The sequence below is a fragment of the Rhodococcus sp. NPDC059179 genome (assembly GCF_042754885.1).
Lineage (GTDB): Bacteria > Actinomycetota > Actinomycetes > Mycobacteriales > Mycobacteriaceae > Rhodococcus_G.
Window position 1 is genome coordinate 68,323 of sequence record NZ_JBHZBV010000012.1, and the last position, 21,560, is coordinate 89,882.

The 21,560-nt window shown below is 68.2% G+C and carries 23 protein-coding genes and 4 tRNA genes; 15 read left to right on the plus strand and 12 right to left on the minus strand.

Annotated features, from left to right (window positions below; genetic code table 11):
• Positions 1 to 69: 69 nt before the first annotated feature.
• Positions 70 to 1,293 carry a globin domain-containing protein gene (locus ACFXMV_RS19425; RefSeq protein WP_378503425.1) on the plus strand — a complete coding sequence of 408 codons (1,224 nt, stop codon included), beginning with the start codon at positions 70 to 72 and terminating at the stop codon, positions 1,291 to 1,293.
• 157 nt (positions 1,294 to 1,450) lie between these two features.
• Here ACFXMV_RS19425 and ACFXMV_RS19430 read toward each other — a convergent pair.
• The 5 genes from ACFXMV_RS19430 to ACFXMV_RS19450 all read right to left on the minus strand — a co-directional run bounded on the left by ACFXMV_RS19430 (position 1,451) and on the right by ACFXMV_RS19450 (position 3,836).
• A tRNA-Phe gene (locus tag ACFXMV_RS19430) sits at positions 1,451 to 1,527 on the minus strand.
• Positions 1,528 to 1,581: 54 nt separating this feature from the next.
• Positions 1,582 to 1,655, minus strand: a tRNA-Asp gene (locus tag ACFXMV_RS19435).
• 46 nt (positions 1,656 to 1,701) lie between these two features.
• Positions 1,702 to 1,774, minus strand: a tRNA-Glu gene (locus ACFXMV_RS19440).
• A gap of 79 nt (positions 1,775 to 1,853) precedes the next feature.
• Positions 1,854 to 2,549: a ScbR family autoregulator-binding transcription factor gene (locus ACFXMV_RS19445; protein WP_378502096.1), complete on the minus strand. Its 696-nt coding sequence runs from the start codon at positions 2,547 to 2,549 to the stop codon at positions 1,854 to 1,856.
• A gap of 246 nt (positions 2,550 to 2,795) precedes the next feature.
• On the minus strand, positions 2,796 to 3,836 hold the full coding sequence (locus ACFXMV_RS19450) for a magnesium transporter CorA family protein (protein WP_378502095.1): 1,041 nt from the start codon (positions 3,834 to 3,836) through the stop codon (positions 2,796 to 2,798).
• A 137-nt stretch (positions 3,837 to 3,973) separates the two neighbouring features.
• Here ACFXMV_RS19450 and ACFXMV_RS19455 point away from each other — a divergent pair.
• The 3 genes from ACFXMV_RS19455 to ACFXMV_RS19465 all read left to right on the plus strand — a co-directional run bounded on the left by ACFXMV_RS19455 (position 3,974) and on the right by ACFXMV_RS19465 (position 4,823).
• A tRNA-Lys gene (locus tag ACFXMV_RS19455) sits at positions 3,974 to 4,049 on the plus strand.
• Between the two features lie 110 nt (positions 4,050 to 4,159).
• Complete coding sequence (locus ACFXMV_RS19460; RefSeq protein WP_378500909.1) at positions 4,160 to 4,306, plus strand: hypothetical protein; 147 nt, start codon at positions 4,160 to 4,162, stop codon at positions 4,304 to 4,306.
• 133 nt (positions 4,307 to 4,439) lie between these two features.
• Entirely contained in the window at positions 4,440 to 4,823 is a 384-nt protein-coding gene (locus tag ACFXMV_RS19465; RefSeq protein ID WP_378500910.1) for a hypothetical protein, read from the plus strand.
• A 34-nt stretch (positions 4,824 to 4,857) separates the two neighbouring features.
• On the opposite strand, the gene ACFXMV_RS19470 is transcribed toward ACFXMV_RS19465, so the two are convergent.
• On the minus strand, positions 4,858 to 5,463 hold the full coding sequence (locus tag ACFXMV_RS19470; protein ID WP_378500911.1) for a hypothetical protein: 606 nt from the start codon (positions 5,461 to 5,463) through the stop codon (positions 4,858 to 4,860).
• 145 nt (positions 5,464 to 5,608) lie between these two features.
• On the opposite strand from ACFXMV_RS19470, the gene ACFXMV_RS19475 reads away from it, so the two are divergent.
• From ACFXMV_RS19475 to phoU, 6 genes are all read left to right on the plus strand, one after another.
• Complete coding sequence (locus ACFXMV_RS19475) at positions 5,609 to 6,061, plus strand: hypothetical protein (RefSeq protein ID WP_378500912.1); 453 nt, start codon at positions 5,609 to 5,611, stop codon at positions 6,059 to 6,061.
• 109 nt (positions 6,062 to 6,170) lie between these two features.
• The gene (locus ACFXMV_RS19480) at positions 6,171 to 6,776 is read left to right on the plus strand and encodes a DUF937 domain-containing protein (protein ID WP_378500913.1); all 606 of its coding nucleotides are present in this window, start codon (positions 6,171 to 6,173) and stop codon (positions 6,774 to 6,776) included.
• A gap of 256 nt (positions 6,777 to 7,032) precedes the next feature.
• Positions 7,033 to 7,992, plus strand: a complete 960-nt coding sequence (locus tag ACFXMV_RS19485; RefSeq protein ID WP_378503438.1) for an acyl-ACP desaturase — start codon at positions 7,033 to 7,035, stop codon at positions 7,990 to 7,992.
• Positions 7,993 to 8,091: 99 nt separating this feature from the next.
• On the plus strand, positions 8,092 to 9,234 hold the full coding sequence (gene dusB, locus ACFXMV_RS19490) for a tRNA dihydrouridine synthase DusB (RefSeq protein WP_378500914.1): 1,143 nt from the start codon (positions 8,092 to 8,094) through the stop codon (positions 9,232 to 9,234).
• Positions 9,235 to 9,324: 90 nt separating this feature from the next.
• Entirely contained in the window at positions 9,325 to 11,283 is a 1,959-nt protein-coding gene (locus tag ACFXMV_RS19495; protein WP_378503424.1) for an LCP family protein, read from the plus strand.
• A 93-nt stretch (positions 11,284 to 11,376) separates the two neighbouring features.
• Positions 11,377 to 12,051, plus strand: a complete 675-nt coding sequence (gene phoU / locus ACFXMV_RS19500; RefSeq protein ID WP_378503423.1) for a phosphate signaling complex protein PhoU — start codon at positions 11,377 to 11,379, stop codon at positions 12,049 to 12,051.
• Positions 12,052 to 12,187: 136 nt separating this feature from the next.
• On the opposite strand, the gene pstB is transcribed toward phoU, so the two are convergent.
• The 6 genes from pstB to ACFXMV_RS19530 form a co-directional block, all read right to left on the minus strand.
• A complete protein-coding gene (gene pstB, locus ACFXMV_RS19505) occupies positions 12,188 to 12,964 on the minus strand; it encodes a phosphate ABC transporter ATP-binding protein PstB (protein WP_027503383.1) in 777 nt (258 codons plus the stop codon).
• A 78-nt stretch (positions 12,965 to 13,042) separates the two neighbouring features.
• Complete coding sequence (gene pstA / locus ACFXMV_RS19510) at positions 13,043 to 13,948, minus strand: phosphate ABC transporter permease PstA (RefSeq protein ID WP_378503422.1); 906 nt, start codon at positions 13,946 to 13,948, stop codon at positions 13,043 to 13,045.
• Between the two features lies 1 nt (position 13,949).
• Positions 13,950 to 14,999: a phosphate ABC transporter permease subunit PstC gene (pstC, locus tag ACFXMV_RS19515; RefSeq protein WP_378503421.1), complete on the minus strand. Its 1,050-nt coding sequence runs from the start codon at positions 14,997 to 14,999 to the stop codon at positions 13,950 to 13,952.
• Positions 15,000 to 15,052: 53 nt separating this feature from the next.
• A complete protein-coding gene (pstS, locus tag ACFXMV_RS19520; RefSeq protein WP_378500769.1) occupies positions 15,053 to 16,174 on the minus strand; it encodes a phosphate ABC transporter substrate-binding protein PstS in 1,122 nt (373 codons plus the stop codon).
• A 206-nt stretch (positions 16,175 to 16,380) separates the two neighbouring features.
• Positions 16,381 to 17,268: a mycothiol synthase gene (gene mshD / locus ACFXMV_RS19525; RefSeq protein WP_378500774.1), complete on the minus strand. Its 888-nt coding sequence runs from the start codon at positions 17,266 to 17,268 to the stop codon at positions 16,381 to 16,383.
• A 14-nt stretch (positions 17,269 to 17,282) separates the two neighbouring features.
• Positions 17,283 to 18,053: a winged-helix domain-containing protein gene (locus ACFXMV_RS19530; RefSeq protein WP_378500770.1), complete on the minus strand. Its 771-nt coding sequence runs from the start codon at positions 18,051 to 18,053 to the stop codon at positions 17,283 to 17,285.
• 129 nt (positions 18,054 to 18,182) lie between these two features.
• Here ACFXMV_RS19530 and ACFXMV_RS19535 point away from each other — a divergent pair, with 129 nt between their 5' ends.
• The 5 genes from ACFXMV_RS19535 to ACFXMV_RS19555 all read left to right on the plus strand — a co-directional run bounded on the left by ACFXMV_RS19535 (position 18,183) and on the right by ACFXMV_RS19555 (position 21,377).
• The gene (locus ACFXMV_RS19535) at positions 18,183 to 18,962 is read left to right on the plus strand and encodes an LmeA family phospholipid-binding protein (RefSeq protein WP_378500771.1); all 780 of its coding nucleotides are present in this window, start codon (positions 18,183 to 18,185) and stop codon (positions 18,960 to 18,962) included.
• Between the two features lie 5 nt (positions 18,963 to 18,967).
• On the plus strand, positions 18,968 to 19,447 hold the full coding sequence (locus ACFXMV_RS19540; RefSeq protein WP_378500775.1) for a thioredoxin family protein: 480 nt from the start codon (positions 18,968 to 18,970) through the stop codon (positions 19,445 to 19,447).
• Between the two features lie 226 nt (positions 19,448 to 19,673).
• Positions 19,674 to 20,165: a DUF4395 domain-containing protein gene (locus ACFXMV_RS19545; protein ID WP_378500772.1), complete on the plus strand. Its 492-nt coding sequence runs from the start codon at positions 19,674 to 19,676 to the stop codon at positions 20,163 to 20,165.
• Positions 20,166 to 20,235: 70 nt separating this feature from the next.
• Positions 20,236 to 21,069 (plus strand): sulfurtransferase, encoded by an 834-nt coding sequence (locus tag ACFXMV_RS19550; RefSeq protein ID WP_378500773.1) that lies wholly within the window; start codon positions 20,236 to 20,238, stop codon positions 21,067 to 21,069.
• A 2-nt stretch (positions 21,070 to 21,071) separates the two neighbouring features.
• Positions 21,072 to 21,377, plus strand: a complete 306-nt coding sequence (locus tag ACFXMV_RS19555; protein ID WP_027503393.1) for a DUF1416 domain-containing protein — start codon at positions 21,072 to 21,074, stop codon at positions 21,375 to 21,377.
• Positions 21,378 to 21,560: the final 183 nt, after the last annotated feature.

The following is a 21,560-nucleotide window of genomic DNA, read 5'->3' on the forward strand; positions in this document are numbered from 1 at the left end:
CTACTACGCAATGTAGTGGAGTGCGTCACAATACTGGCATCTCATATGCAAGTTTAATACCGTCGGGTCATGACCCTCTCTCCAGCATCGACCGAAGTCATCAAGGCGACCCTCCCCGCCGTGGGAGCTGCCATCGAGGACATCACCGCGCTCTTCTACCCGAAGATGTTCGCCGCCCACCCCGAACTCGAACGCGATCTGTTCAATCGGGGGAACCAGAAGCAGGGCCAGCAGCAGAAGGCCCTCGCCGGCGCGATCGCGGCGTTCGCGGCGCTGCAGGTCAGCCCCGACGCCCCGCGCACCGAACTGATCATGTCGCGGATCGCGAACAAGCACGCCTCGCTTGGCATCACCGCGGATCAGTATCTGATCGTGCACAAGTACCTGTTCGAGGCGATCGTGGAGGTCCTGGGCGACGCCGTCACCCCGGAGGTCGCGGCCGCGTGGGACGAGGTCTACTGGCTGATGGCCAACACCCTGATCGGACTCGAGGCGGACCTCTACTCCTCGTCCGGGGTCCGAGCCGGTGACGTCTGGCGCCAGATGGTGGTGGGCAGGCGCGTCCTCCAGTCCGCGGACACCGTCACCTTCATCCTGAGCCCGGCCGACGGCGAACCCCTGCCCGCGTACCGGCCGGGACAGTATGTCTCCATCGGCGTCCAACTGCCGGATGGCGCCCGCCAGATCAGGCAGTACAGCCTGGTCGGCGCGCCGTCCGAGTCCGAGTGGCAGATCAGCATCAAGGCCGTCCCGGCGGAGGGCAGGCCCGACGGGTCGACGGTTCCGGCCGGCGAGGTCTCGAATCACCTGTACCGAAACCTGTTCGAGGGCGACGAGGTATCCGTGTCGCTGCCGTTCGGCGACCTGGTCCTCGAGGACGACGACGCTCCGTTGCTGCTCGTGTCCGCCGGGATCGGCTGCACGCCGATGATCGGCATGCTCAACCACCTCGCCGCCACCGGTGACCCGCGCCAGGTCTCCGTGCTGCACGCGGACCGCTCCCCCGCCCAGCACGCACACCGGGCGGAGCTGACCGAACTGGTACAGCGGATGCCGTTCGCGGTGATGCATCGGTGGTACGAGGACCTGGGCACGCGGGCGGCAGGCGAGACCACGCACCTCGGCCGGGCGGACCTGTCCGACCTCCAGATCGAATCGGGCACCCAGGTATACCTGTGCGGGCCGCTGCCCTTCATGCTCTCCGTCCGCGAGACGCTGATCGCGCGTCAGGTCCCGGCCGACCACATCCACTACGAGGTGTTCGGCCCGGACAGCTGGGCCTCGGCCAGCTAGTCCACCATCTCCCCAATGTCACAGTGATTCGACTGAGCCGAATCACTGTGACATTGGGGAGATCACGTGGTTGCCCGACGGAAACTGGCGATGCGCGCCTGAAACGAAAAACTCCGACCTCGAGTTGAACTCGAAGCCGGAGTTGATGTACCACTCGTGGTGGCCAGGGCCGGGATCGAACCGGCGACCTTCCGCTTTTCAGGCGGACGCTCGTACCAACTGAGCTACCTGGCCGGGTGGCACCCGAACCGAATGCCTATCGCACTGTGCCGAATGAACGGCACCTTGCGACCCTGACGGGACTCGAACCCGCGACCTCCGCCGTGACAGGGCGGCGCGCTAACCAACTGCGCCACAGGGCCTTGCAAAGTGTTGGTGTCAACAACACTTGATCTTACTGGTCTAACGTACCCCCTACGGGATTCGAACCCGCGCTACCGCCTTGAAAGGGCGGCGTCCTAGGCCGCTAAACGAAGGGGGCCCACCGGATCTCTCCGGCAATTCCCTCAACGGCTTTCCGTTGGGAGCTGGGATAGCTTAAGACACGGATTCGGAAAAACTCAAATCGAATGGTCAGAGCCGGTTTCTGGCCCGTTTTCGGGGGTCACGACCGCCGCATCGGCACTCAGATCCAGCCAACCGGTGCGTCGCCAGCCCTCGAGCCACTCCTGCGACGCCAGCGCCTCGAGCACAACCGCGAGCGCTTCCTCGAATCGATCGCGCAGCGGCGTGCTGTCGGTGGTCAGGTCGAGCATGTACCGCTGGCCGGCCAGCGCTGCACCGAGGACGCGGGTGAACGTATCGGGGTCTGCGCCCGGCCGGAGCTGCCCGTCGGCCTGCGCGCGCTGCACGAGTTCGACCGCCGTGTGACCCCACACCTGAGAACCGCCCGACCGCACCTCGGCATAGAACTCGGGCTCGATGATCAGACGGAACTCCGCCTGGACGATGACGTCGTTGGCGAACCGCTCCGCCAGGTCCACGATGATCGCGTGCAGCACCTGGAACGGGTCGGCCTCGACGGCCTTCCAGCGATCGGTGGTCTCCGTGTAGCGCTCGAGCGCCGAGGAGAGGACGGCCCGGGCCAGCTCCTCCTTCGATTCGAAATGGAAGTACATCGCGCCCTTCGTGGCGTGCGACCCCTCCAGAATCGTGTTCACGGACGCCGCGGCATAACCCCGGCGGGCGAACTCCACCGCCGCAGCTTCGACAATCGCGGCGCGCGTCCTGCGCGCGCGTTCCTGTTGACGTGCCATGTGAGCCAGTCGCCTCCGAAACCGTGCAGCTCTATCCCGTGCCCCGACAGGCCACCAGACGACCTCGTTGTCACCATAGCCCTAATTCGGACAATTTCGCGTCAACCTCCCGCGTTATCCGCCTACCTGCGGGTAAGGTGTCCAAACCGCAGAACACACCGGGTGGTATGATTTAATACGGCTCGGGTGCGGCGCAGGGGGTGCGCACCCGAGCCGTTCGTGTTCGCGCCGCTCCAGTTCGCGGCCTCACAGCCAGTCTCGGCGCTTGAAACTCAGCCAGAGCCCGAACGCGAGCCCGACGAGCAGGACCGCACTCAGCCAGAACCCCTCCGCCTGACCGAAACCGGGAAACGGGATGTTCTGGCCGAAGTAGCCCGTCACCCCGGTGGGAATGGCGATGATCGCGGCCCATGCGGTGAGCTTCTTCATGATCTCGTTCAGCGAATTGCCCTGCATCGCAAGGTGGGTCGCGAGGATGGACTCGATGGTGTCTCGCAGGCCGTCGATTCGCTCGGTCGCACGCAGGGAGTGGTCGTAGATGTCCTGGTAGTAGGGCGTCATCTCGGCTTGGAGCACGTGCGCGCCCTGCCGGAGCAGCGCACTGAAGGCCTCGTTCATCGGCAGCACCGCCCGCGACAGCCGCACGACGGACTTGCGAAGCCTGAAGCTCTCCAACTGCACCGCATTCTTCGACCGTCCCGCGCTCTGCGCACCGTCCTCGATCAGCAGCTCGTCCTCCAGGCCCTGGATCTCCTCGTCGAGGGCGTCGAGGGCCACGAAGTACCCGTCCACGATCTCGTCGAGGAACGTGTGCAGCAGGAATCCGACACCGTATCCCGCGAGATCAGGGTTGTCGTCCCAGTCCCCGAGGATCGGATCGACCGCGAAACCGTCATCGGACCGGATGGTGATCAGCGCACGGTCGAGGATGAATATCGAGATGTCCGTTGAGCTGAGCTGGCCGCTCGTCGCATCGAAACGCACAGCGCGCGTGTGCAACATGCTGTGATCCCGGAACCTGACCAGTCGGGGTCGTTGATGTCCGGTGATCGCCCCCTCGACGGCCAACGGGTGCAGCGCCACCGCGCCGCCGATCAACGGGGACAACGCGACGATGTCGCCGACCGTGGGGGCCAGCAGATCGACCCAGATGAGCGCGTCGTCGTCGGAGCGGTGCGAGGCGATTTCGTCCAGCGGCAGATCCGAGCCTGCCAGCACCGCCTTGCGGTAGAGCCGGTTTCGGACCTTGCACGACACCTGAACCGGGTCGATTCGTGGCTTCTCCATCGGCCCTCCCTTGACCTCCCCGTCATCATCGCGCACCCACCCACGAACGGGTGCCGACGTGGCCGAGATCGGCGCACTTCCCATTGCCGGGGTCCCGTCCTCGCGGACACGGTGAAGCCACTAGACTTCTGCACCGCGCCCCTATAGCTCAGTTGGTAGAGCTACGGACTTTTAATCCGCAGGTCGTAGGTTCGAGCCCTACTGGGGGCACCACAGGCCCCACCAGGCCATCGCCTGGTGGGGCGATTTCGTATCCGAGGCCGCCGCGACGCGCCGCAGCCGCGTCGATGGCCTTCCGCGCCAGATTGGAGCATGCTCACCCAATGGAACACATGATCGATCCCTCGGGCCCGCTCTTCAGCCACCCCGAAACCACCAGTCTCACGGACTCGGCCGCGACGCCGAGCGCCGCGCCCGCCCCGCAGCCCCGCTTCAGCAGCCCGACGCAGGGCAACGTCGGCCTGGACTGAGTGGTCACCGAAGCCGATTCGAGGCTCGACACCCTCCCACCTCCGGTCCAGAATGGTGACATCGGAAGCGAGTGACGTCACGCTCCGATCCCTGAAGCCATGAGCGTGACGGCGAACCACCAGGGAGGCCGCCATGAGAGATTCCGAACACGTCCGCGAGGTACGCCGCGACATGATCGTCGTCGTGACCGGAATCGCCCTCGTGCTCCTGAGTATGTGGGTGCCGGACCAGGGCTACCGGCAGATCACCGGCGCCATCCTCATCCTCGGCCTGCTCGCCTACTCCGCCGGACTGTGGGCGATGTCCACCGAATCGCGGTTGAGCCATTGGGGTCTCATCGCACTCGGACTCTTCCTGCTTGCCACACCGCTGGCGATGGACTTCCCGAGCGGCACCACCACCGCGGCCACCGTCACCGTGGTGGCCGGGGCAATCGTGGCGGTGGCGGGCGCACTCGGCCTGGTGGGTCGGCAGCCGGAGACCCTGCCGCTGACCAGCGCACGTCAGCACGCCTGACCTCGCTTCGTCCGCAGCATCATCGGGCGAGGGCTCAGCCGTGCCGGTCGGGGTTCGCCCCGCCCGCGTCGGGCGTGGCCGCCTCCTCGCGAGCCTTGGCATCCTCACGCATTCTGCTCAGCTCGGCCCCGCGACGCCGGTAGGACATGCTGCGCGCCACGAACACCGCGAAGGCGAGCGCCCCGATGATCGCGCCGACGACCGACGCGCCCCGGAATCCGGGCGCGTCGACGTCGAGGATCCGCTCCCCCGCGTGCGCTGCGGCGTTTCCCCCGAACACCACGGTCAGGGTCAGCAGGTTCGGCAGCGCCGCAACGATTCCCAGGACCACCGCAACCACCTGCACCACCCGGCTGTGCTTCTTGCCGCGGACCCGCCAGGCCAGGAAGAACAACAACAGCGGCACCGCCGTACAGAGGACTCCGTACATCAGCCCCCAGGCGATGCCCTTGGTGAAGCTGCCCGACGACAACGCTCCGGCCTGCTGCGCCCACCACCGCGGCAGGAAGGCCGCCAGGATGAAGTACGTGATGACCAGGACGACAACGAGGATCAGCCCGGCGATCACCTTCTTCGCCCAGCCGGGCAGGCCGCCCTTCTCGGGGGGCGCCGCGCCGGTTGCCGCATTGCTCTCGGTCATGCTGCCGTCCTCCTGGGTACCTGACGTCCGTGGCCCTTCGCTGAATCCTGCGCCCATCGGACCACTTCCGCGCGACAGAGCGGCCGGATTGTTACCGTGAGTCATGCACGCGTGACACCCGAATTCGATCCTGAGGGAGAACGCCATGCGAACCTGGGTCCACTTCGTTCTGCTCTTGTGCGGCATCGCGATCGGAATCGGTGCCTTCTTGCCGATCATGCGAGGCACCGAACCCACCAATGTCGAGATCGACGACCTCCGCAACGGATTCCCCGCCGGCTGGGCCCTCGAGCAGCTCGGCGATCAGTCGGTGACCTTCTACAAGTCGATGGCGCTGCTACTGCTGATCGCGGCCGCGCTCATCCTGCTCAGCGCGCTCACCGGCTCCCGGATCCTCGGCTGGCTGGGCATCCTCGCCGGAGCGATCACCTTGGGCGCGTTCTTCTTTCGAGTTGACGAACGATTCGGCGACCAGTTCCGCGACCAGGCGTCGAACCTGCTGAGCAACCAGACGGGCCTCAACCTGGTGGCGGGCGGTCTCGTCGTGGCGCTGCTCGCGTGCCTCGTGCCGCGGGAGAAGTCCGCCGTGACCGTCTAGACCGACGCGCCGGTTCGCGCGCCGAATCTGCCCAACCCGTCGCGACGGTCACTAGTCTCGGATGCACCGGACACTCGAGAAAAGAGCGTCCACGAAGAGGCGGGCTCTCATGGCATCACTTGACGACCTTTTGTCCCAGATCCCCATCAGCCAGATCGCCGCGAAGCTCGGGGTCGACGAGCAGACCGCGACCGCTGCCGTGAAGACGGCCATCCCGACCCTGGTCGGTGGCCTCGAAGCGAACGCTCAGGACCCGGCGGGCGCCGCCTCGCTCGAGAACGCGCTCGCACAGCACGCCGACCCCGCCCTGCTCACCGGCGGCGTCGACATCGACCAGGTCGACCAGGCCGACGGCGAGAAGATCGTCAACAATGTGTTCGGCGACAACACCAACCAGGTCATCAGCGCGCTGGGCGGCACGGGCGGTGCCGGCGGCAGCAACCTCGTCGGCAAGCTGCTCCCGATCCTCGCGCCCATCGTGTTGGCGTTCGTCGCCAAGCAGTTTTCCGGTGGCGGCGCGGCCGCACCCGCGCAGGCCCAGGCAAGCGGCGGCGGCATCGGCGACCTGCTGGGCGGCCTCCTCGGCGGCGGCGGGCAGTCGGCAGGCGGCCTCGGCAACGTCCTCGGCAGCCTCCTCGGCGGCGCGTCGGGCGGCGGCGCGGCCGGCGGCCTCGGTGATCTGCTCGGCGGCCTCCTCGGCGGCGGACGCAAGTAGTCCGACGCACAGCCCTGCCGAATGGCGGCGTCCCGAATATCGGGGCGCCGCCTTTTCTGTCGGCGGCTTTCACCGGAATTCCCCCACGCCGCGCTGTAACGAACGGCCGCGCTGGGCCGATGTGCTGGAGGGGGGTTGGCCTGTACCCGGCAGTAACTTCCCAGGGCTGTGACCAGTTCGAAACGATTCACAACGTGGTTACGGTCCCGTAGGCTACGTTGAGCCGATTTCAGACGACATTTTGGAGGGCATGCGTATGGCCAGGGATCTGACCCAACTCGAACTGCTTCAGGAGCTGGCGCAGGTCGCCGAGGACAACGTGAATCGGCACATCTCCATGGCCAAGGAATGGCATCCCCACGACTATGTGCCGTGGGACGAGGGCCGCAACTTCGCCGCCATGGGCGGCGACGACTGGGACATCGAGCAGTCTCAGCTCGACGAGGTCGCGCGCGCCGCCATGATCACCAACCTCCTCACCGAGGACAACCTGCCGTCCTACCACCGCGAGATCGCCGAGAACTTCTCGATGGACCACGCCTGGGGCACCTGGGTCGGTCGCTGGACCGCCGAGGAGAACCGGCACGGCATCGTGATGCGCGACTACCTCGTCGTGACCCGCGCCGTCGACCCCGTCGAGCTCGAGCGCTTCCGCATGGAGCACATGACCAACGGCTACTCCTCGCTGCCCGACGGCGGCGCGGCAGGCCTGCTGCACTCCGTCGCCTACGTGACATTCCAGGAACTCGCGACCCGCGTCTCGCACCGCAACACCGGCAAGGCCTGCAACGAGCCCATCGCCGACAAGATGCTGCAGCGCATCGCCGCGGACGAGAACCTGCACATGATCTTCTACCGCAACGTCTGCGCCGCGGCCCTCGACCTGGCGCCGGACCAGGCGCTGCGATCGATCAACGAGATCGTCCAGAACTTCCAGATGCCCGGGGCAGGCATGCCCAACTTCCGTCGCAATGGCGTGCTGATGGCCAAGCACGGCATCTACGACCTGCGTCAGCACCTCGAGGAGGTGGTGATGCCGGTGCTCCGCAAGTGGAACATCTTCGAGCGCACCGACTTCACCGCCGAGGGCGAGCAGATTCGCGAGGACCTGGCCAAGTTCCTCGAGAACCTCGAGGCGCAGGCCGTAAAGTTCGAGGAGCAGCGCGACCGCATGCTTGCCCGCGAGGCGGCCAAGCGCGAGCAGCAGGCTTCCTGAACCAACAGCGGAGCCAACAGCGGCGCTGACAGCGCCAGCTATCCTGTGCCCGGTACCGAAACAAGGTGCCGGGCACAGCCATTTCTATCGAGGTATCAGATGTCTACACTCCGAATCGGCTCACTGGAGCTGCGCAGCCCCGTCGTGCTCGCCCCGATGGCGGGCATCACGAACGTCGCGTTCCGCACCCTGTGCCGCGAGCTGGAGCTGGCCCGTTCCGGCAGCACCTCGGGGCTGTACGTCTGCGAGATGGTGACCGCGCGGGCACTGGTCGAGCGCCAGCCCGCCACCCTGCACATGACGACGTTCGGGCCCACCGAGACGCCGCGTTCGCTGCAGCTGTACACCGTGGACCCGGCCACCACCTATGCCGCCGCGAAGATGATCGTCGACGAGAACATGGCCGACCACATCGACATGAACTTCGGCTGCCCGGTGCCCAAGGTCACCAGCAAGGGCGGCGGCGCCGCCCTGCCCTACAAGCGCACCCTGTTCGGCCAGATCGTCGCGGCCGCGGTCCGCGCGACCGAGGGCACCGACATCCCGGTCACGGTGAAGTTCCGGGTCGGTATCGACGCCGACCACCACACCCACCTGGACGCGGGACGCATCGCCGCCGGCGAGGGCGCAGCCGCGGTGGCCCTGCACGCGCGCACCGCCGCGCAGCGATACTCGGGCACCGCGGACTGGAACGAGATCGCCCGGCTCAAGGAACATGTCACCGACGTCCCGGTTCTCGGCAACGGCGACATCTTCGCCGCGGAGGACGCGGTCCGGATGATGGCGGAGACCGGGTGCGACGGCGTCGTCGTCGGCCGCGGCTGCCTCGGCAGGCCCTGGCTGTTCGCCGAGCTGAGCGCCGCGCTCGCGGGCACCCCGGAACCAACGCCGCCCAACCTCGGCGAGGTCGCCACGATCATCCGGCGGCACGCCGAACTCCTGGCAGACCACCACGGCGAGGACAAGGGCCTGCGGGAACTGCGCAAACACGTCGCGTGGTATCTCCGCGGATTCCCAGCCGGGTCGGAGATGCGGGTGGCGATGGCGATGGTGTCCACCCTCACCGAACTCGACGACCTGCTCGTCCAACTCGACCCGACGGTGCCGTTCCCCAAGGACGCCGAGGGACCGCGCGGACGCCAGGGGTCGCCGGGCAAGGTCTCCCTGCCCGAGGGCTGGCTCGACGATCCGGAGGACTGTCTCGTGCCCGCGGGCGCCGACCTGATGCACTCGGGCGGCTGACCCGACTGGAACCAGCGGTCCCGATCAGTATCATGTTGGGACCGTCCGGGGTGGCGGAGATTTCGGACGCGAGAGGCAGGGTTGAAGTAGGTGGGCGACGATCAGACTCCGGGCCCCGTGCCTGAAGGTCGCGCACCCTGGGAACGACCGCTCTCGCAGGTGAGCCGGCCCCAGTACCGACCAGAGCCGCAGCACCCCGCCCCGGCACCGCCCGACCAGCAGTGGACCGACAGCGGCCGGATCGAGTCGACCGGACGCCGACGCGGCGAACCGGGCGAGCACACCGAGCGACTCTCCGTCGCCGACCTGATGAACCGCGTCACCCCGCCCCCGTCCGACACCGGCCGGATGAAGACGCCCGCGATGTCGCCGCTGCCGCCTGCCCGCCCGCGGCATGATCCGACCCCCGCCCCTCCGCCGCCGACCACCGGTTGGCTGCACCGCGCGACCCCCGAGCACGTCGGCCCCGCAGCGGGCGAGCCCGCCCGGGTTGGCGCCCCCGGCGAGACCCGGCTCGCCGCCAGCAAGAGCCGCAAGCAGAAACGCTGGCGGGTACTTGGCCGCGGCGCAGTCGCGTTGGCCGCGGCGGCCTCCGTCGGAATCACCGGCGTCGCGTGGGGCTACCTGCGCGCCACCGACAACGGCTTCAGCCAGGTGGCCGCGCTCGACCTCGACAGCACCGACGTCGTCGACCCGGGCGGACAGACCGGCGACGAGACCTATCTGATCGTGGGCACCGACACCAGGGCGGGCGCGAACGGCGGCGTCGGCGCCGGTTCGGTCGCCGACGCGGAGGGCGCCCGCGCCGACACGGTGATCCTGGTCAACATCCCCGCCGACCGCAGCCGGGTGGTCGCGGTCTCCTTCCCGCGCGACCTGGACATCGCTCGGCCCAGCTGCGCGGACTGGGACAACGACAAGGGCCAGTACTCGACCGCGATGAACCCGCCCGCGGACAACGACAAGCTCAACTCGGCCTACGCGTACGGCGGGCCCAAGTGCCTGGTGAAGGTGATCCAGAAGATGTCGGGCCTCAAGATCGGCCACTTCGTCGGCATGGACTTCTCCGGCTTCGAATCGATGGTCAACCAGGTCGGCGGGGTGCAGATCTGCACCACCACGCCCCTGATCGACGGGGAACTCGGCACCGTCCTTCCGAACGCGGGCACGCAGACGATCGACGGCGCCACCGCGCTGAATTACGTTCGGGCCCGCAAGGTCGAGGCCGAGGGCAACGGCGACTACGGCCGGATCAAGCGCCAGCAGGTCTTCCTGTCATCCCTGCTGCGCGGCGCGCTGTCCAACAAGGTGCTGTTCGACCCGGGCAAGCTCAACGGCTTCATCAACGCCTTCACCCGGGACACGTTCGTGCAGAACATCGACACCAAGTCGCTGGTGATGCTCGGCCGGTCGCTGCAGAACGTCGATGCGGGTGCGGTCACCTTCCTCACCGTCCCCACCGCGGGCACCAACGAGCTGGGCAACGAGATCCCGCGCCTGGACGACATCGACGCGATCTTCGAGGCGATCATCGACGACGAGCCGCTCCCCGGTGAGGAGCGCAAGGAACCGGCTCCGTCGGCGGCGGCGACCGCCCCGAAGCCGGTGGCGCCCGCGCAGCCGCGGCTGGAGGCGGTCAGCCCGCTGTCGGTCTCGCTGCAGGTGTCCAACGGATCGGGTGTGACCGGACTCGCCGCGACCGCCGCCGACGATCTCGGCGCCCACGGATTCCAGATCTACAGCGTCGGCAACTACACCGGCACCAGCACGAACACGCTGGTCCGCTACTCCCCCGGGCTCGAGGCGGAGGCCGCCACGGTGGCGTCCTCGCTGCCCGGTGCGGTGCTGCAGGAGTCCTCCGACCTCGGCGGCATCGTCGAGGTGGTGCTCGGGTCGAGCTTCTCCGGCACGGTCGCCCAGCCGGAGCCCGAGGGCACCGCGCTCACCCCGACGCTGGCCCCGAAGAGCACCTCCTCGGACGGCACCGCCTCCGACGCCCTGCCAGCCGATCTGGCGTTCACCAACGCGGCGGACGATTCCTGCGGATAGCCGGCTTTTGCCGTCCTGACGTGCACTGTCATTCATGCCTCGTTAACCCAACGACCGTGACTTGGTACCCCACACGCCGTAGGCTTGGATCCCATGCGCGTGGCTTACAACGAACAGATGACCGAGCTTGCCGACATGCTCGGCGAGATGGCGGGCCTGGCAGGCGCGGCGATGGAGCGGGCGACCCAGTCGCTGCTCCAGGCCGACCTGTCGCTCGCCGAACAGGTCATCAGCGATCACGACCAGATCACCGAGCTCAGCGTCTCCTGCGAGGAGCGGGCGTTCGCCCTGCTGGCCCTGCAGGCGCCGGTCGCCGGTGACCTCCGGTCGGTGGTCAGCGGAATCCAGATCGTCGCGGACATCGACCGGATGGGGGCACTGGCGCTGCACGTCGCCAAGATCGCCCGCCGCCGACATCCGAACCACGTGCTGCCCGAGGAGGTCAACGGCTACTTCGCCGAGATGGGCCGGATCGCGGTCGCACTGGGCGCAGGCGCGCGCGAGGTCCTCGAGACCCGCGACCCCGAGCGGGCTGCGAAGCTCCGCGAGGAGGACGACGCGATGGACGACCTGCACCGTCACCTCTTCAGCGTGCTGATGGACCGGGAGTGGAAGCACGGCGTGGCCGCGGCCGTCGACGTGACACTCCTGGGCCGGTTCTACGAGCGCTTCGCCGATCATGCGGTCGAGGTCGCCAGGCGGGTCATCTTCCTCGTCACCGGCAAGATGCCGGTCGACCCGGACGAGACCACCTCGCTCGAGTCCTGACCCCGACAACCAGCAACGCCCCGACCGGAGTTCCGGTCGGGGCGTTTTAGTGCGGCAGGCGCCGAACGACGAACGGGCTGTTCTCGGGACATCGCCCGAGAGCGACGCCCGACAACAGCCCGTTCGGAAAGAGCGGTTATCCGAACCGGCCCGAGATGTAGTCCTCGGTGGCCTTCTGGGTGGGGTTGGAGAAGATCTTCTCGGTGTCGTCGATCTCGACGAGCCTGCCCGGCTTGCCGGTGGCCTCGAGGTTGAAGAACGCGGTCTGGTCGCTGACCCGCGCGGCCTGCTGCATGTTGTGCGTGACGATCACGATGGTGAAGTCCTTCTTCAGCTCCGTGATCAGGTCCTCGATCGCCAGCGTCGAGATCGGGTCGAGCGCCGAACACGGCTCGTCCATCAGCAGCACGTCGGGCGAGACCGCGATCGCGCGGGCGATGCACAGACGCTGCTGCTGGCCGCCGGAGAGCCCGCCGCCGGGCTTGTCGAGACGGTCCTTGACCTCGTTCCACAGGTTGGCGCCCCGCAGCGACTGCTCGGCGACCTCGTCGAGCTGCTTCTTGTTGCGCACGCCCTGCAGCTTCAGCCCGGCCACCACGTTGTCCCGAATCGACATGGTGGGGAACGGGTTCGGACGCTGGAACACCATGCCGATGGTGCGGCGGACGCCGACGGGATCGACCTGCGAGCCGTAGATGTCCTCGCCGTCGAGCAGGATGGCACCCTCGACCCGGGCACCGGGGGTGACCTCGTGCATGCGGTTGAGCGAGCGCAGCACCGTCGACTTGCCACAACCCGAGGGGCCGATGAAGGCGGTCACATTGCGCGGGGGCACGGACAGACCCACATCCGCGACGGCGTGGAACTTGCCGTAGTAGATGTTGACGTCCTTGAGATCAAGACGCTTGGCCATGGTGGCTCCCTCGGGGTTGTGTGAGCATTCTGGTACTGAGATCTGGTCGCTGCGCAGGCTTCGCTCCTGCCCTGGGGGTCACTTGCTCCGGACCCGGGAGAGGTGACCGATCGCCTTCGCCGCGATGTTCAGCACCGCGATCAGCACGATCAGCGTGAGCGCCGCACCCCAGATGCGGCTGGCGCCTGCGTCGGTCGGGTTGTTCATCTCGGCGACCATGACGCCGGGCAGCGACCCCATCTCACCGTTGAACATGTCGAAGTTGATGAAGGGTGCGTAGCCGACCAGGATCAGCAGCGGCGCGGTCTCGCCGAGCACACGGGCCAGGGCCAGCATGACGCCGGTGATGATGCCCGGCAGCGCGGTGGGGACCACGATCCGCATGATCGTCTTCCACTTCGGCACGCCGAGCGCGTAGGACGCCTCCCGCAGGTCCTGCGGCACGATCCGGAGCATCTCCTCGGTGCTCCGGACGACGACGGGGACCATCAGCAGCACGAGGGCCAGCGACACCGCGAACGCCGACTTGGGGAAGCCGAAGGTCGCGATCCACAGGGCGTAGATGAACAGCGCGGCCACGATGGACGGGACGCCGCTGAGGATGTCGACCATGAACGTGGTCAGCCGGCCCAGCTTTGACCTGCCCGCGTACTCCACCAGGTAGATGGCGACGAACAGTCCGAGCGGGATGGACAGCGCCGCACACACCAATCCCTGGATCAGGGTTCCGATCAGGGCGTGATAGATGCCGCCGCCGGTGGCGGACGCGGACAGGCCGCTCAACGAGTGCGTGAACCACGTAGCGCTGGTCAGCGCGGGCAGTCCGCGGGCGATCACGGTGACGAGCACCCACACCAGCGGCACCAGCGCCACCAGCACCGCGAGGGTCACGAGCACCGCCGCCGTCAGATCGGCGAAGCGTCGCCGCCCGCTGACCCCCTGAAAGGTCGGCTTCTTGACGGGACGATCGAGGGTCACCGTCATGTCAGTCCCTCTTTCCGGCGATCGCGGCGCGGGCCGCGGCGTTGACCACGAAGGTCAGGATGAACAGCACCAGGCCCACCGCGATGTAGGCGCCGGCCTGGATGTCGTTGTTGAACTCCGCGTAACCGAGGGCGATCTTCGAGGCGATCGTGGAGCCGCTGTCGAACAGCGACCAGCCGAACGCCTTCGAGGTGGTGCGCAGGATCATGTAGAGGGCCATCGTCTCGCCGAGCGCCCGGCCGAGGCCGAGCATGGAACCGCTGATGTAGCCGGACTTTCCGAACGGGATGACGGTGGTCTTGACGACCTCCCACTTGGTGGCGCCGAGCGCGAGAGCCGCCTCGATCTGGGCGGTCGGGGTCTGCACGAACACCTCGCGGGTGACCGCGGTGATGATCGGCAGGATCATCACGGCGAGCACGATGCCCGCGGTGAAGATCGTGCCGCCGCCCGCGATCGAACCCGAGCCGGTGGCGAACAACGGGAACCACGAGAGATTCTCGTTCAGCCAGACGGCCAGCGGCTTAATCGCGGGGGCGAAGATCAGCAGGCCCCACAGGCCGTACACGATGGACGGCACCGCGGCCAGCAGGTCGATCACGTACGCCAGCGGCCGCGCGAGCCGCTTCGGCGAGTATTCGGTGAGGAAGATCGCGATGCCAAGCGCCACCGGCATGGCCAGCAGCAGGGCGAACACCGACACCAGCACGGTGACCTGGAACAGGTCCAGGACGCCGAACGCCATCTCGTTGATGTCCTGGGTGTCCCACTTGGAACTGGTGAGGAAGTTCACCTCGTTGCGGGCGAGTGCGGGCACCGCCCGCCAGACCAAGAAGGCACCGATCGCTGCGATCAGCACCGTGATGAACACGGCCGACCCGGTCGCCATCGAGGTGAAGACCCGGTCGCCCGGGCGCGTCACCGTCTTGGACGAGGCTGCAGGTGTTGGCGTGATCGGTGCCTCCGGTGTTCCGAGCGGACCGCCCACCCCGGTCCCGACATCACCGGGGGTGGGGGTGCGAGGTGCCGATTGGGTGGGCGCGTCGCTCATCTGCGCTCGCAATCTTCTTCGTATGAATATAGAGCGTGGACCGGTCGGAACACTCAGCCGATGGCCGAGATGGACGCGTTCAGCTTGTCCTTGACCGTGGCGGGCAGCGGCACGTAGCCCTGCTCGGACAGCTCGGCCTGGCCCTCGTTGGCTGCGCTGGTCAGGAAGGACTTGACGGCCGCGGAGGTGTCGGCGTCGTAGCCCTTGGAGCAGACGATCTCGTAGGTCGCCAGGACCAGCGGGTACGCGCCCGCCTCGGTGGTGCCGTAGATCGACTTCAGGTCCAGCGTGAGGTCGCCGACGCCCTCGGTCTTGAAGGCGGCGCCGCTGATGGCCTTGGCGGCCGACTCCTCGGTCAGCGCCACCGCGCCCGCGCCGCTGTCGATCTGGGCAGACTTGAGCTTGTTCTGGTCCGCGAAGGACTTCTCGACGTAGGTGATCGAGCCGGGCGCGCCCGCGACGGCCTGCGCGACGCCTGCCGAACCCTTCGCGCCCTCGCCGATGCCGCCGGTGAAGTCGGAGCCCGCGCCCTGGGTCCACGCGCCCTTCGAGGCGGTGGTCAGGTACTGCTGGAAGTTGTCGGTGGTGCCCGAGGAGTCGGAGCGGACGATCGCGGTGATGTCCAGGTCCGGCAGCGTCGCGCCGCTGTTGAGCGCGGCGATCGCCGGGTCGTTCCACTTCTTGATGCCGCCGTTGAAGATCTTCGCGATGACCTCCCCGTTGAGCGTCAGGTCGTCGACACCGTCGAGGTTGTAGGCGATCGCGACGGGACCGAACACGAGCGGAAGGTTCCATGCGTCGTTGCCTGCACAGCGCTCCTTGGCCGCGGCGGCCTGGTCGCCCTTGATGGCGGAGTCGGAGCCGGCGAAGTCGATCTGCTTGGCGATGAACTGGGTGCGGCCGTCGCCGGAACCGCTGGGGTTGTAGGCCAGGTTGACGGTCTTGCCCTTGTCCTTGCACACCGCGATGTACGTGGCGGTGAAGGCGTCCATCGCGTTCTTCTGCGCGGAGGAACCGGCGCCGGACAGCGTGCCCTTGCCCTCGCAGGCGGCGTTCGAGGTGGACGTGTCCACCGACGTGCCCGAGGCGGAGTTGTCGTCGCTACCGCACGCGGCCAGGGTCATGGCACCTGCGGCCAGCACACCGAACATCGCAGCACTGCGCTTGAGGTTCACGCTATTTCCTCCGGGAGGCTCAACTTCACGCCCGTGTCGGGCGGTGTTCCGTGGCGCAGTTCGCATGAACGTTGCACCAGGCAGCACGGCGCCGCCCAACGAGAAAGGTAGGGGTAGGTGGTGGACAGAGCGTCCCAGAATGGTGAACGGAGGGTGAACTCATCGCCGGTGAGGCAAATATCACCCCCGGCCAGGGCGGACCGCCCTCAGGCGTAGGCGACATCCACGTGAAACCGCTCGAACCCGAGCCGCTCGTAGGTGTGCAGCGCCGCGACGTTGTCCGCCTCGGTGTACAGCAGCACCGTTCCCAGCCCGCGCTCGCGCAGATACCGCAGTCCGGCGACGGTGAGCAGCCGGCCGAGGCCCCTGCCCTGCGCCCCCGGGTCGATCGCCACCACGTACACCTCGCCGAGCTCGGCGGATTCCGACGTCGCCTGGTGCACCTTCGTCCAGTGGAACCCGAGGAAGGCGCCGGTCTCCGCGTCGGCCGCGACGAACAGGCCCGCGGGGTCGAACCAGGGCTCCGCGCGTCGCTCGGCGATCTCCCGTTCCGTCCAGGACCCCTGCTCGGGATGCCAGTCGAAGGCCGCGGCGTTGACCCGGAGCAGCTCGGCGTCGTCCTGCGGCCCGGCGTAGGTCCGCAGGATCACGCCGTCGGGCACCGCGACGTCCGGCAGCTCGGGTCGGTCCAGCGGGCGGCGCAGCTGCAGCAGCTCGCGGATCGGGCGCAGGCCGAGGTGTGCGGCGACCGCGCGGGCGGCGGGCAGGTCGCCGTGCGCCCAGACCCGGGCGCCCTCGCCGCCGTGCGACACGGCCTCGGCGACCAGCGCGCGGCCGATCCCGTTGCCCCGATTGGCCGGCTCCACGACCGCCTCCACCATCGCCGGATGCTCCGCATGCGGCGGTTCGAGGCCCGCGTAACCGACGATCACGTCGTCGAGGGTCCACAGCAGGTGCCGGGATTCCGAGCGTCCGACGATGTGGTGCACCGCCTGCTCGGAGAGCGGTGCGGTCCCGTCCGCGGCCAGCGCCCGGTCCAGCATTCCGTGCACCTGCGCGACCTGGTCGTCGTCGAGCAGGGAGAACCAGCTCATCGCTGCTTCGGGCACTACAAAACCGTGCCGTTGGCCGGGGTCAGCTCCGCATCGTCGACGGCGCCACCGTCGTCGTCGCCCTGGTCATCGGCCGGCTGCTGCGCGGCGCCGGACTTGCGGCTGGGCCGAACGGCCTTGTAGCCGACGTTGCGCACGGTCCCGATAAGGGCCTCGTACTCGGGTCCGAGCTTGGCGCGCAGCCGTCGCACGTGCACGTCCACCGTGCGGGTGCCGCCGAAGAAGTCGTAACCCCAGACCTCCTGCAGCAGCTGCGCGCGGGTGAACACCCGGCCCGCGTGCTGTGCGAGGTACTTGAGCAGCTCGAACTCCTTGTAGGTGAGGTCGAGGGGGCGTCCACGCAGCCGGGCCGTGTAGGTGCCCTCGTCGATCACCAGTTCGCCGAGCGTGATCTTGCCGGAGTTCTCCGGGCTGGCGATGCCGCCGCTGCGCCCGACCAGGAGCCGAAGCCGGGCGTCGAGCTCGGCGGGCCCGGTGCCGGGCAGCAGGATGTCGTCGAGACCCCAGTCCGCGTTCACCGCGACCAGTCCGCCCTCGGTCAGGACGGCGACGACGGGAACCGCTGAGCCGGTGCTGCCGAGCAGCCGACACAGGCCACGGGCGGCCGCCAGATCGGTCCGGGCATCGACCAGCGCGATATCGGCAGAACCGGCCTCGAGGAGCGACGCAACCTCGGTCGGGGCAGGTCGCACGGTGTGTGCCAGGAGCGCGAGTGAGGGCAGCACCGACTCAGGGTGTGGATCCGAGGTCAGCAGGAGCAGCTCCACGCGGCCTCCCCTTCTCGCCGTTTCATGTGCCCGGGCACGGCCGACAGTGACGCGATACTCGAACAGACTAACGTGCCGTGCCCGGTGGGCACCGCACACAGCCCCGTTGCGGTCAGCGACAATGGTGCGGTGCGGAAACTGATTCTCAGCCTGGTGTTGCTGGTGGCGCTCGCCGTGGTCGTCGACTTCGGCGCGGCCGCCTACTCCGAATATCGGGTTTCGCGGAGCCTGCGCGAGGGCGGCGAGCTGAACTCGGATCCCGACGTGACCATCGGCGGCTTCCCGTTCCTCACCCAGGCCGCGAACGGCAAGTACAAGGACGTGGAGATCCGCGCCAGGGGTGTCGACAGCCAGGTCCTCGGCGAGGTCACCATCGAGGCGAACCTGCGCGGGGTCAGCATCCCGGCATCCGACCTGGTCAACGGCAGCGTCAAGACCGTCCCGGTCGACCAGCTCGACGGGCGGGTCCTGATCGACGCCACTGCACTCGGCCAGTTCCTCGGCATCCCGGACCTGCAGGTGTCCGCGCCGCCCGCCGACAAGTCCGACGGCACCGGCGGTTCGGGCGGCTCCGGGATGACCACCACCGGGGGCGTGGTGCTGACCGGCACCGTTCCGATCGGACCGCTGCGGGCCTCCATCAGCGTGCAGGCCGACCTCCTGCTCGACGGCGAGAACGTCAAGATCGTCGCGACCGACCTCTACTTCGGCCCCGAGGGCAACGCGGACTTCACCGTCCCCGGGCCGCTCAAGCCCGCCGTGCTCGGACTCTTCACCCGCACCGTCGACGCGCAGCGGCTGCCCTTCGGCGTGCTGCCCACCAAGGTCTACGCGGAGGGCTCGCAGGTCGTGATCGAGGGCTCCGGCGACAACGTGGTGATCAACCTCGACGATCTGCAGACGCCGTGACCGGTATGACCGGGCTGCTGGTGCTCGCGCTGGTCCTCGTCGCGGCCGTGGCGGTCGGGCTGGTGCTGCGGGCCAGGTCGGGCGCCGTGCGCGCCACCGCACCGTCCGATTCCGGCACCGACACCCGCCGGGCGCTGCTCGCCGAGGCGGGGGTCGCGGGCGCCGGACCGGCCGTCCTGCACTTCTCCGCCGACTGGTGCGGGCCGTGCGCGGCCGTCCGACGGGTGATCGGCCAGGTCCTCGAGTCCCTCGACGAGGAGCTCGACCCGACCTCGACGCGGGCCGTCGAGATCGAGGTCGACATCGACGAGAACACCGCGCTCGCAGCCGAACTGGGCGTTCTGTCGCTGCCCACCACATTCATCTTCGACGCCGCGGGTGCGCAGCGGTACCGGGTGTCCGGGGTGCCGACGGCCGCCGATCTGCGGGCGGCGCTGCTGCCCCTGTGCGCACCCGGGGATTCACACTCGCCCGGAAACGGGTAAGCTGCTCACGTGCAAACCAGCCAGGAGCTCATGCTCACCCGACGCCGCACGGTTGACCTGTGCCGCCTCGGCGGTTGTTGCTGTACCTGCTGCTGATTCCACGGCTGACGCTTTCCGCTCATCCGGCACCTTCTGCCTGAGCACCGCGCCGTGATCACTTTTCCGGAATACCCGCGGTTCATCTCCGCACGTCAAGGCATCCGTTCAAGCGCAGGAGCATTCTCCAATGTCCACCACCGCCACCACCCCCCGGTCCGGCACGGGACTCCCCGACCAGGTCGACGTCCGCGGTCCGCGGTTCGCGGCCTGGATCACCACCGGTGTCCTCGTCGCCGTCCTCGTCCTCTCGACGTTCTCACTGGTCGCAGCAGGTCTGCTGCTCGCGGCGCAGGCCGTGGTGTTCGGGCTCGGCGCCGCCCGCGGCCCCCGCAACAGCCCGTACGGCCAGGTGTTCGCCCGATTCGTCGCGCCGCGGCTGTCCCCCACCACCGAGCGTGAGCCGGTCGCCCCACTGCGGTTCGCCCAGCTCGTCGGGCTCGCCTTCGCCGTCGTCGGCGTGGTCGGGTTCCTGACCGGGCTCACGGTCGTCGGCACCGTCGCCACCGGGTTCGCCCTCTTCGCCGCACTGCTGAACGCGGCCTTCGCGTTCTGCCTCGGCTGCCAGATCTACCCACTCGTGGCCCGCTTCCGCAGGTCGACATCGATCACCGCGGCGTAGCCGCCCGATCCACCCGGCCTAGGCCGCACCACCCCCACATACCCACGCAAGAAGTATCGAAAGGAAAACCATGGCTCGCTCCGACGTCCTGGTCTCTGCCGACTGGGCCGAGCAGAACCTCACCGCACCGAAGACCGTCTTCGTCGAGGTCGATGAAGACGCCTCGGCCTACGACGGCGGCCACATCGAGGGTGCAGTCAAGCTCGACTGGCGCAAGGATCTGCAGGACGCCGTCCGTCGCGATTTCCTCAACCGCGAGCAGTTCTCCGAGCTGCTGTCCGCCAAGGGCATCTCGAACGACGACACCGTCGTCCTCTACGGCGGCAACAACAACTGGTTCGCCGCGTACGCGTACTGGTACTTCAAGCTGTACGGCCACCAGGACATCAAGCTGATCGACGGCGGCCGCAAGAAGTGGGAGCTCGACGGGCGCCCGCTGTCGGCAGCCGAGGTCACCCGCCCGGTCACCGAGTACAAGGCCGCCGAGCCGGACACCTCGATCCGCGCGTTCCGCGACGAGGTCATCAACTCGATCGGCAGCAAGAACCTGGTCGACGTGCGTTCGCCCGACGAGTTCTCCGGCAAGATCCTCGCGCCCGCGCACCTGCCGCAGGAGCAGGCGCAGCAGCGTGGCCACGTCCCCGGCGCCATCAACATCCCGTGGAGCACCACCGCCAACGAGGACGGCACCTTCAAGTCGGACGACGACCTGACCGCTCTGTACGCGGCCAAGGGCTTCGACGACAGCAAGGAAACCATCGCCTACTGCCGGATCGGCGAGCGCTCGAGCCACACCTGGTTCGTGCTGCAGGAGATCCTCGGCAAGAACAATGTCAAGAACTACGACGGCAGCTGGGTTGAGTACGGCTCCCTCGTGGGTGCACCGATCGAGTTGGGAGCCTAGTTATGTGTGGAGCACCTGTTCAGGGTCAGACCCTGCCCGCAGGCGTCGACGTCGAGAAGGAGACCGTCATCACCGGCCGCGTGCTGGCCGCTGACGGCCAGCCGGTCGGCGGCGCGTTCGTCCGCCTGCTCGACGGCACCGGCGAGTTCACCGCCGAGGTCGTGGCCTCGGGCACCGGCGACTTCCGGTTCTTCGCCGCCCCCGGCACCTGGACCGTGCGCGCACTGTCCAGCACCGGCAACGGCGACACCACCGTCACCCCCGAGGGCAACGGCGTCCACAACGTGGACATCACCGTCAGCAAGTAGCACCTCCGGCGCCCGTGCGCGATTTTCACCCCACCAGGGTGCCGATCGCGCACAGTTCGGCCGCGGGGGCCCCCCCCCCCCCCCCCCGGGGGGGGGGGGGTTGGGTTTAAGCCCCCGCGCAACCCCCCCCCCCCCGGTCTAGGGCCCGCCCCGCCGGGGCCGGGGCGCCAGCGGGTTTAACTT

Excerpts from the sequence above, each read along its gene's own strand:
- ACFXMV_RS19425 (WP_378503425.1), top strand. The coding sequence starts at position 70 with ATGACCCTCTCTCCAGCATCGACCGAAGTCATCAAGGCGACCCTCCCC.
- ACFXMV_RS19445 (WP_378502096.1), bottom strand. The coding sequence starts at position 2,549 with ATGGCACGTCAACAGGAACGCGCGCGCAGGACGCGCGCCGCGATTGTC.
- ACFXMV_RS19450 (WP_378502095.1), bottom strand. The coding sequence starts at position 3,836 with ATGGAGAAGCCACGAATCGACCCGGTTCAGGTGTCGTGCAAGGTCCGA.
- ACFXMV_RS19460 (WP_378500909.1), top strand. The coding sequence starts at position 4,160 with ATGGAACACATGATCGATCCCTCGGGCCCGCTCTTCAGCCACCCCGAA.
- ACFXMV_RS19465 (WP_378500910.1), top strand. The coding sequence starts at position 4,440 with ATGAGAGATTCCGAACACGTCCGCGAGGTACGCCGCGACATGATCGTC.
- ACFXMV_RS19470 (WP_378500911.1), bottom strand. The coding sequence starts at position 5,463 with ATGACCGAGAGCAATGCGGCAACCGGCGCGGCGCCCCCCGAGAAGGGC.
- ACFXMV_RS19475 (WP_378500912.1), top strand. The coding sequence starts at position 5,609 with ATGCGAACCTGGGTCCACTTCGTTCTGCTCTTGTGCGGCATCGCGATC.
- ACFXMV_RS19480 (WP_378500913.1), top strand. The coding sequence starts at position 6,171 with ATGGCATCACTTGACGACCTTTTGTCCCAGATCCCCATCAGCCAGATC.
- ACFXMV_RS19485 (WP_378503438.1), top strand. The coding sequence starts at position 7,033 with ATGGCCAGGGATCTGACCCAACTCGAACTGCTTCAGGAGCTGGCGCAG.
- dusB (WP_378500914.1), top strand. The coding sequence starts at position 8,092 with ATGTCTACACTCCGAATCGGCTCACTGGAGCTGCGCAGCCCCGTCGTG.
- phoU (WP_378503423.1), top strand. The coding sequence starts at position 11,377 with ATGCGCGTGGCTTACAACGAACAGATGACCGAGCTTGCCGACATGCTC.
- pstB (WP_027503383.1), bottom strand. The coding sequence starts at position 12,964 with ATGGCCAAGCGTCTTGATCTCAAGGACGTCAACATCTACTACGGCAAG.
- pstA (WP_378503422.1), bottom strand. The coding sequence starts at position 13,948 with ATGACGGTGACCCTCGATCGTCCCGTCAAGAAGCCGACCTTTCAGGGG.
- pstC (WP_378503421.1), bottom strand. The coding sequence starts at position 14,999 with ATGAGCGACGCGCCCACCCAATCGGCACCTCGCACCCCCACCCCCGGT.
- mshD (WP_378500774.1), bottom strand. The coding sequence starts at position 17,268 with ATGAGCTGGTTCTCCCTGCTCGACGACGACCAGGTCGCGCAGGTGCAC.
- ACFXMV_RS19540 (WP_378500775.1), top strand. The coding sequence starts at position 18,968 with ATGACCGGGCTGCTGGTGCTCGCGCTGGTCCTCGTCGCGGCCGTGGCG.
- ACFXMV_RS19545 (WP_378500772.1), top strand. The coding sequence starts at position 19,674 with ATGTCCACCACCGCCACCACCCCCCGGTCCGGCACGGGACTCCCCGAC.
- ACFXMV_RS19550 (WP_378500773.1), top strand. The coding sequence starts at position 20,236 with ATGGCTCGCTCCGACGTCCTGGTCTCTGCCGACTGGGCCGAGCAGAAC.
- ACFXMV_RS19555 (WP_027503393.1), top strand. The coding sequence starts at position 21,072 with ATGTGTGGAGCACCTGTTCAGGGTCAGACCCTGCCCGCAGGCGTCGAC.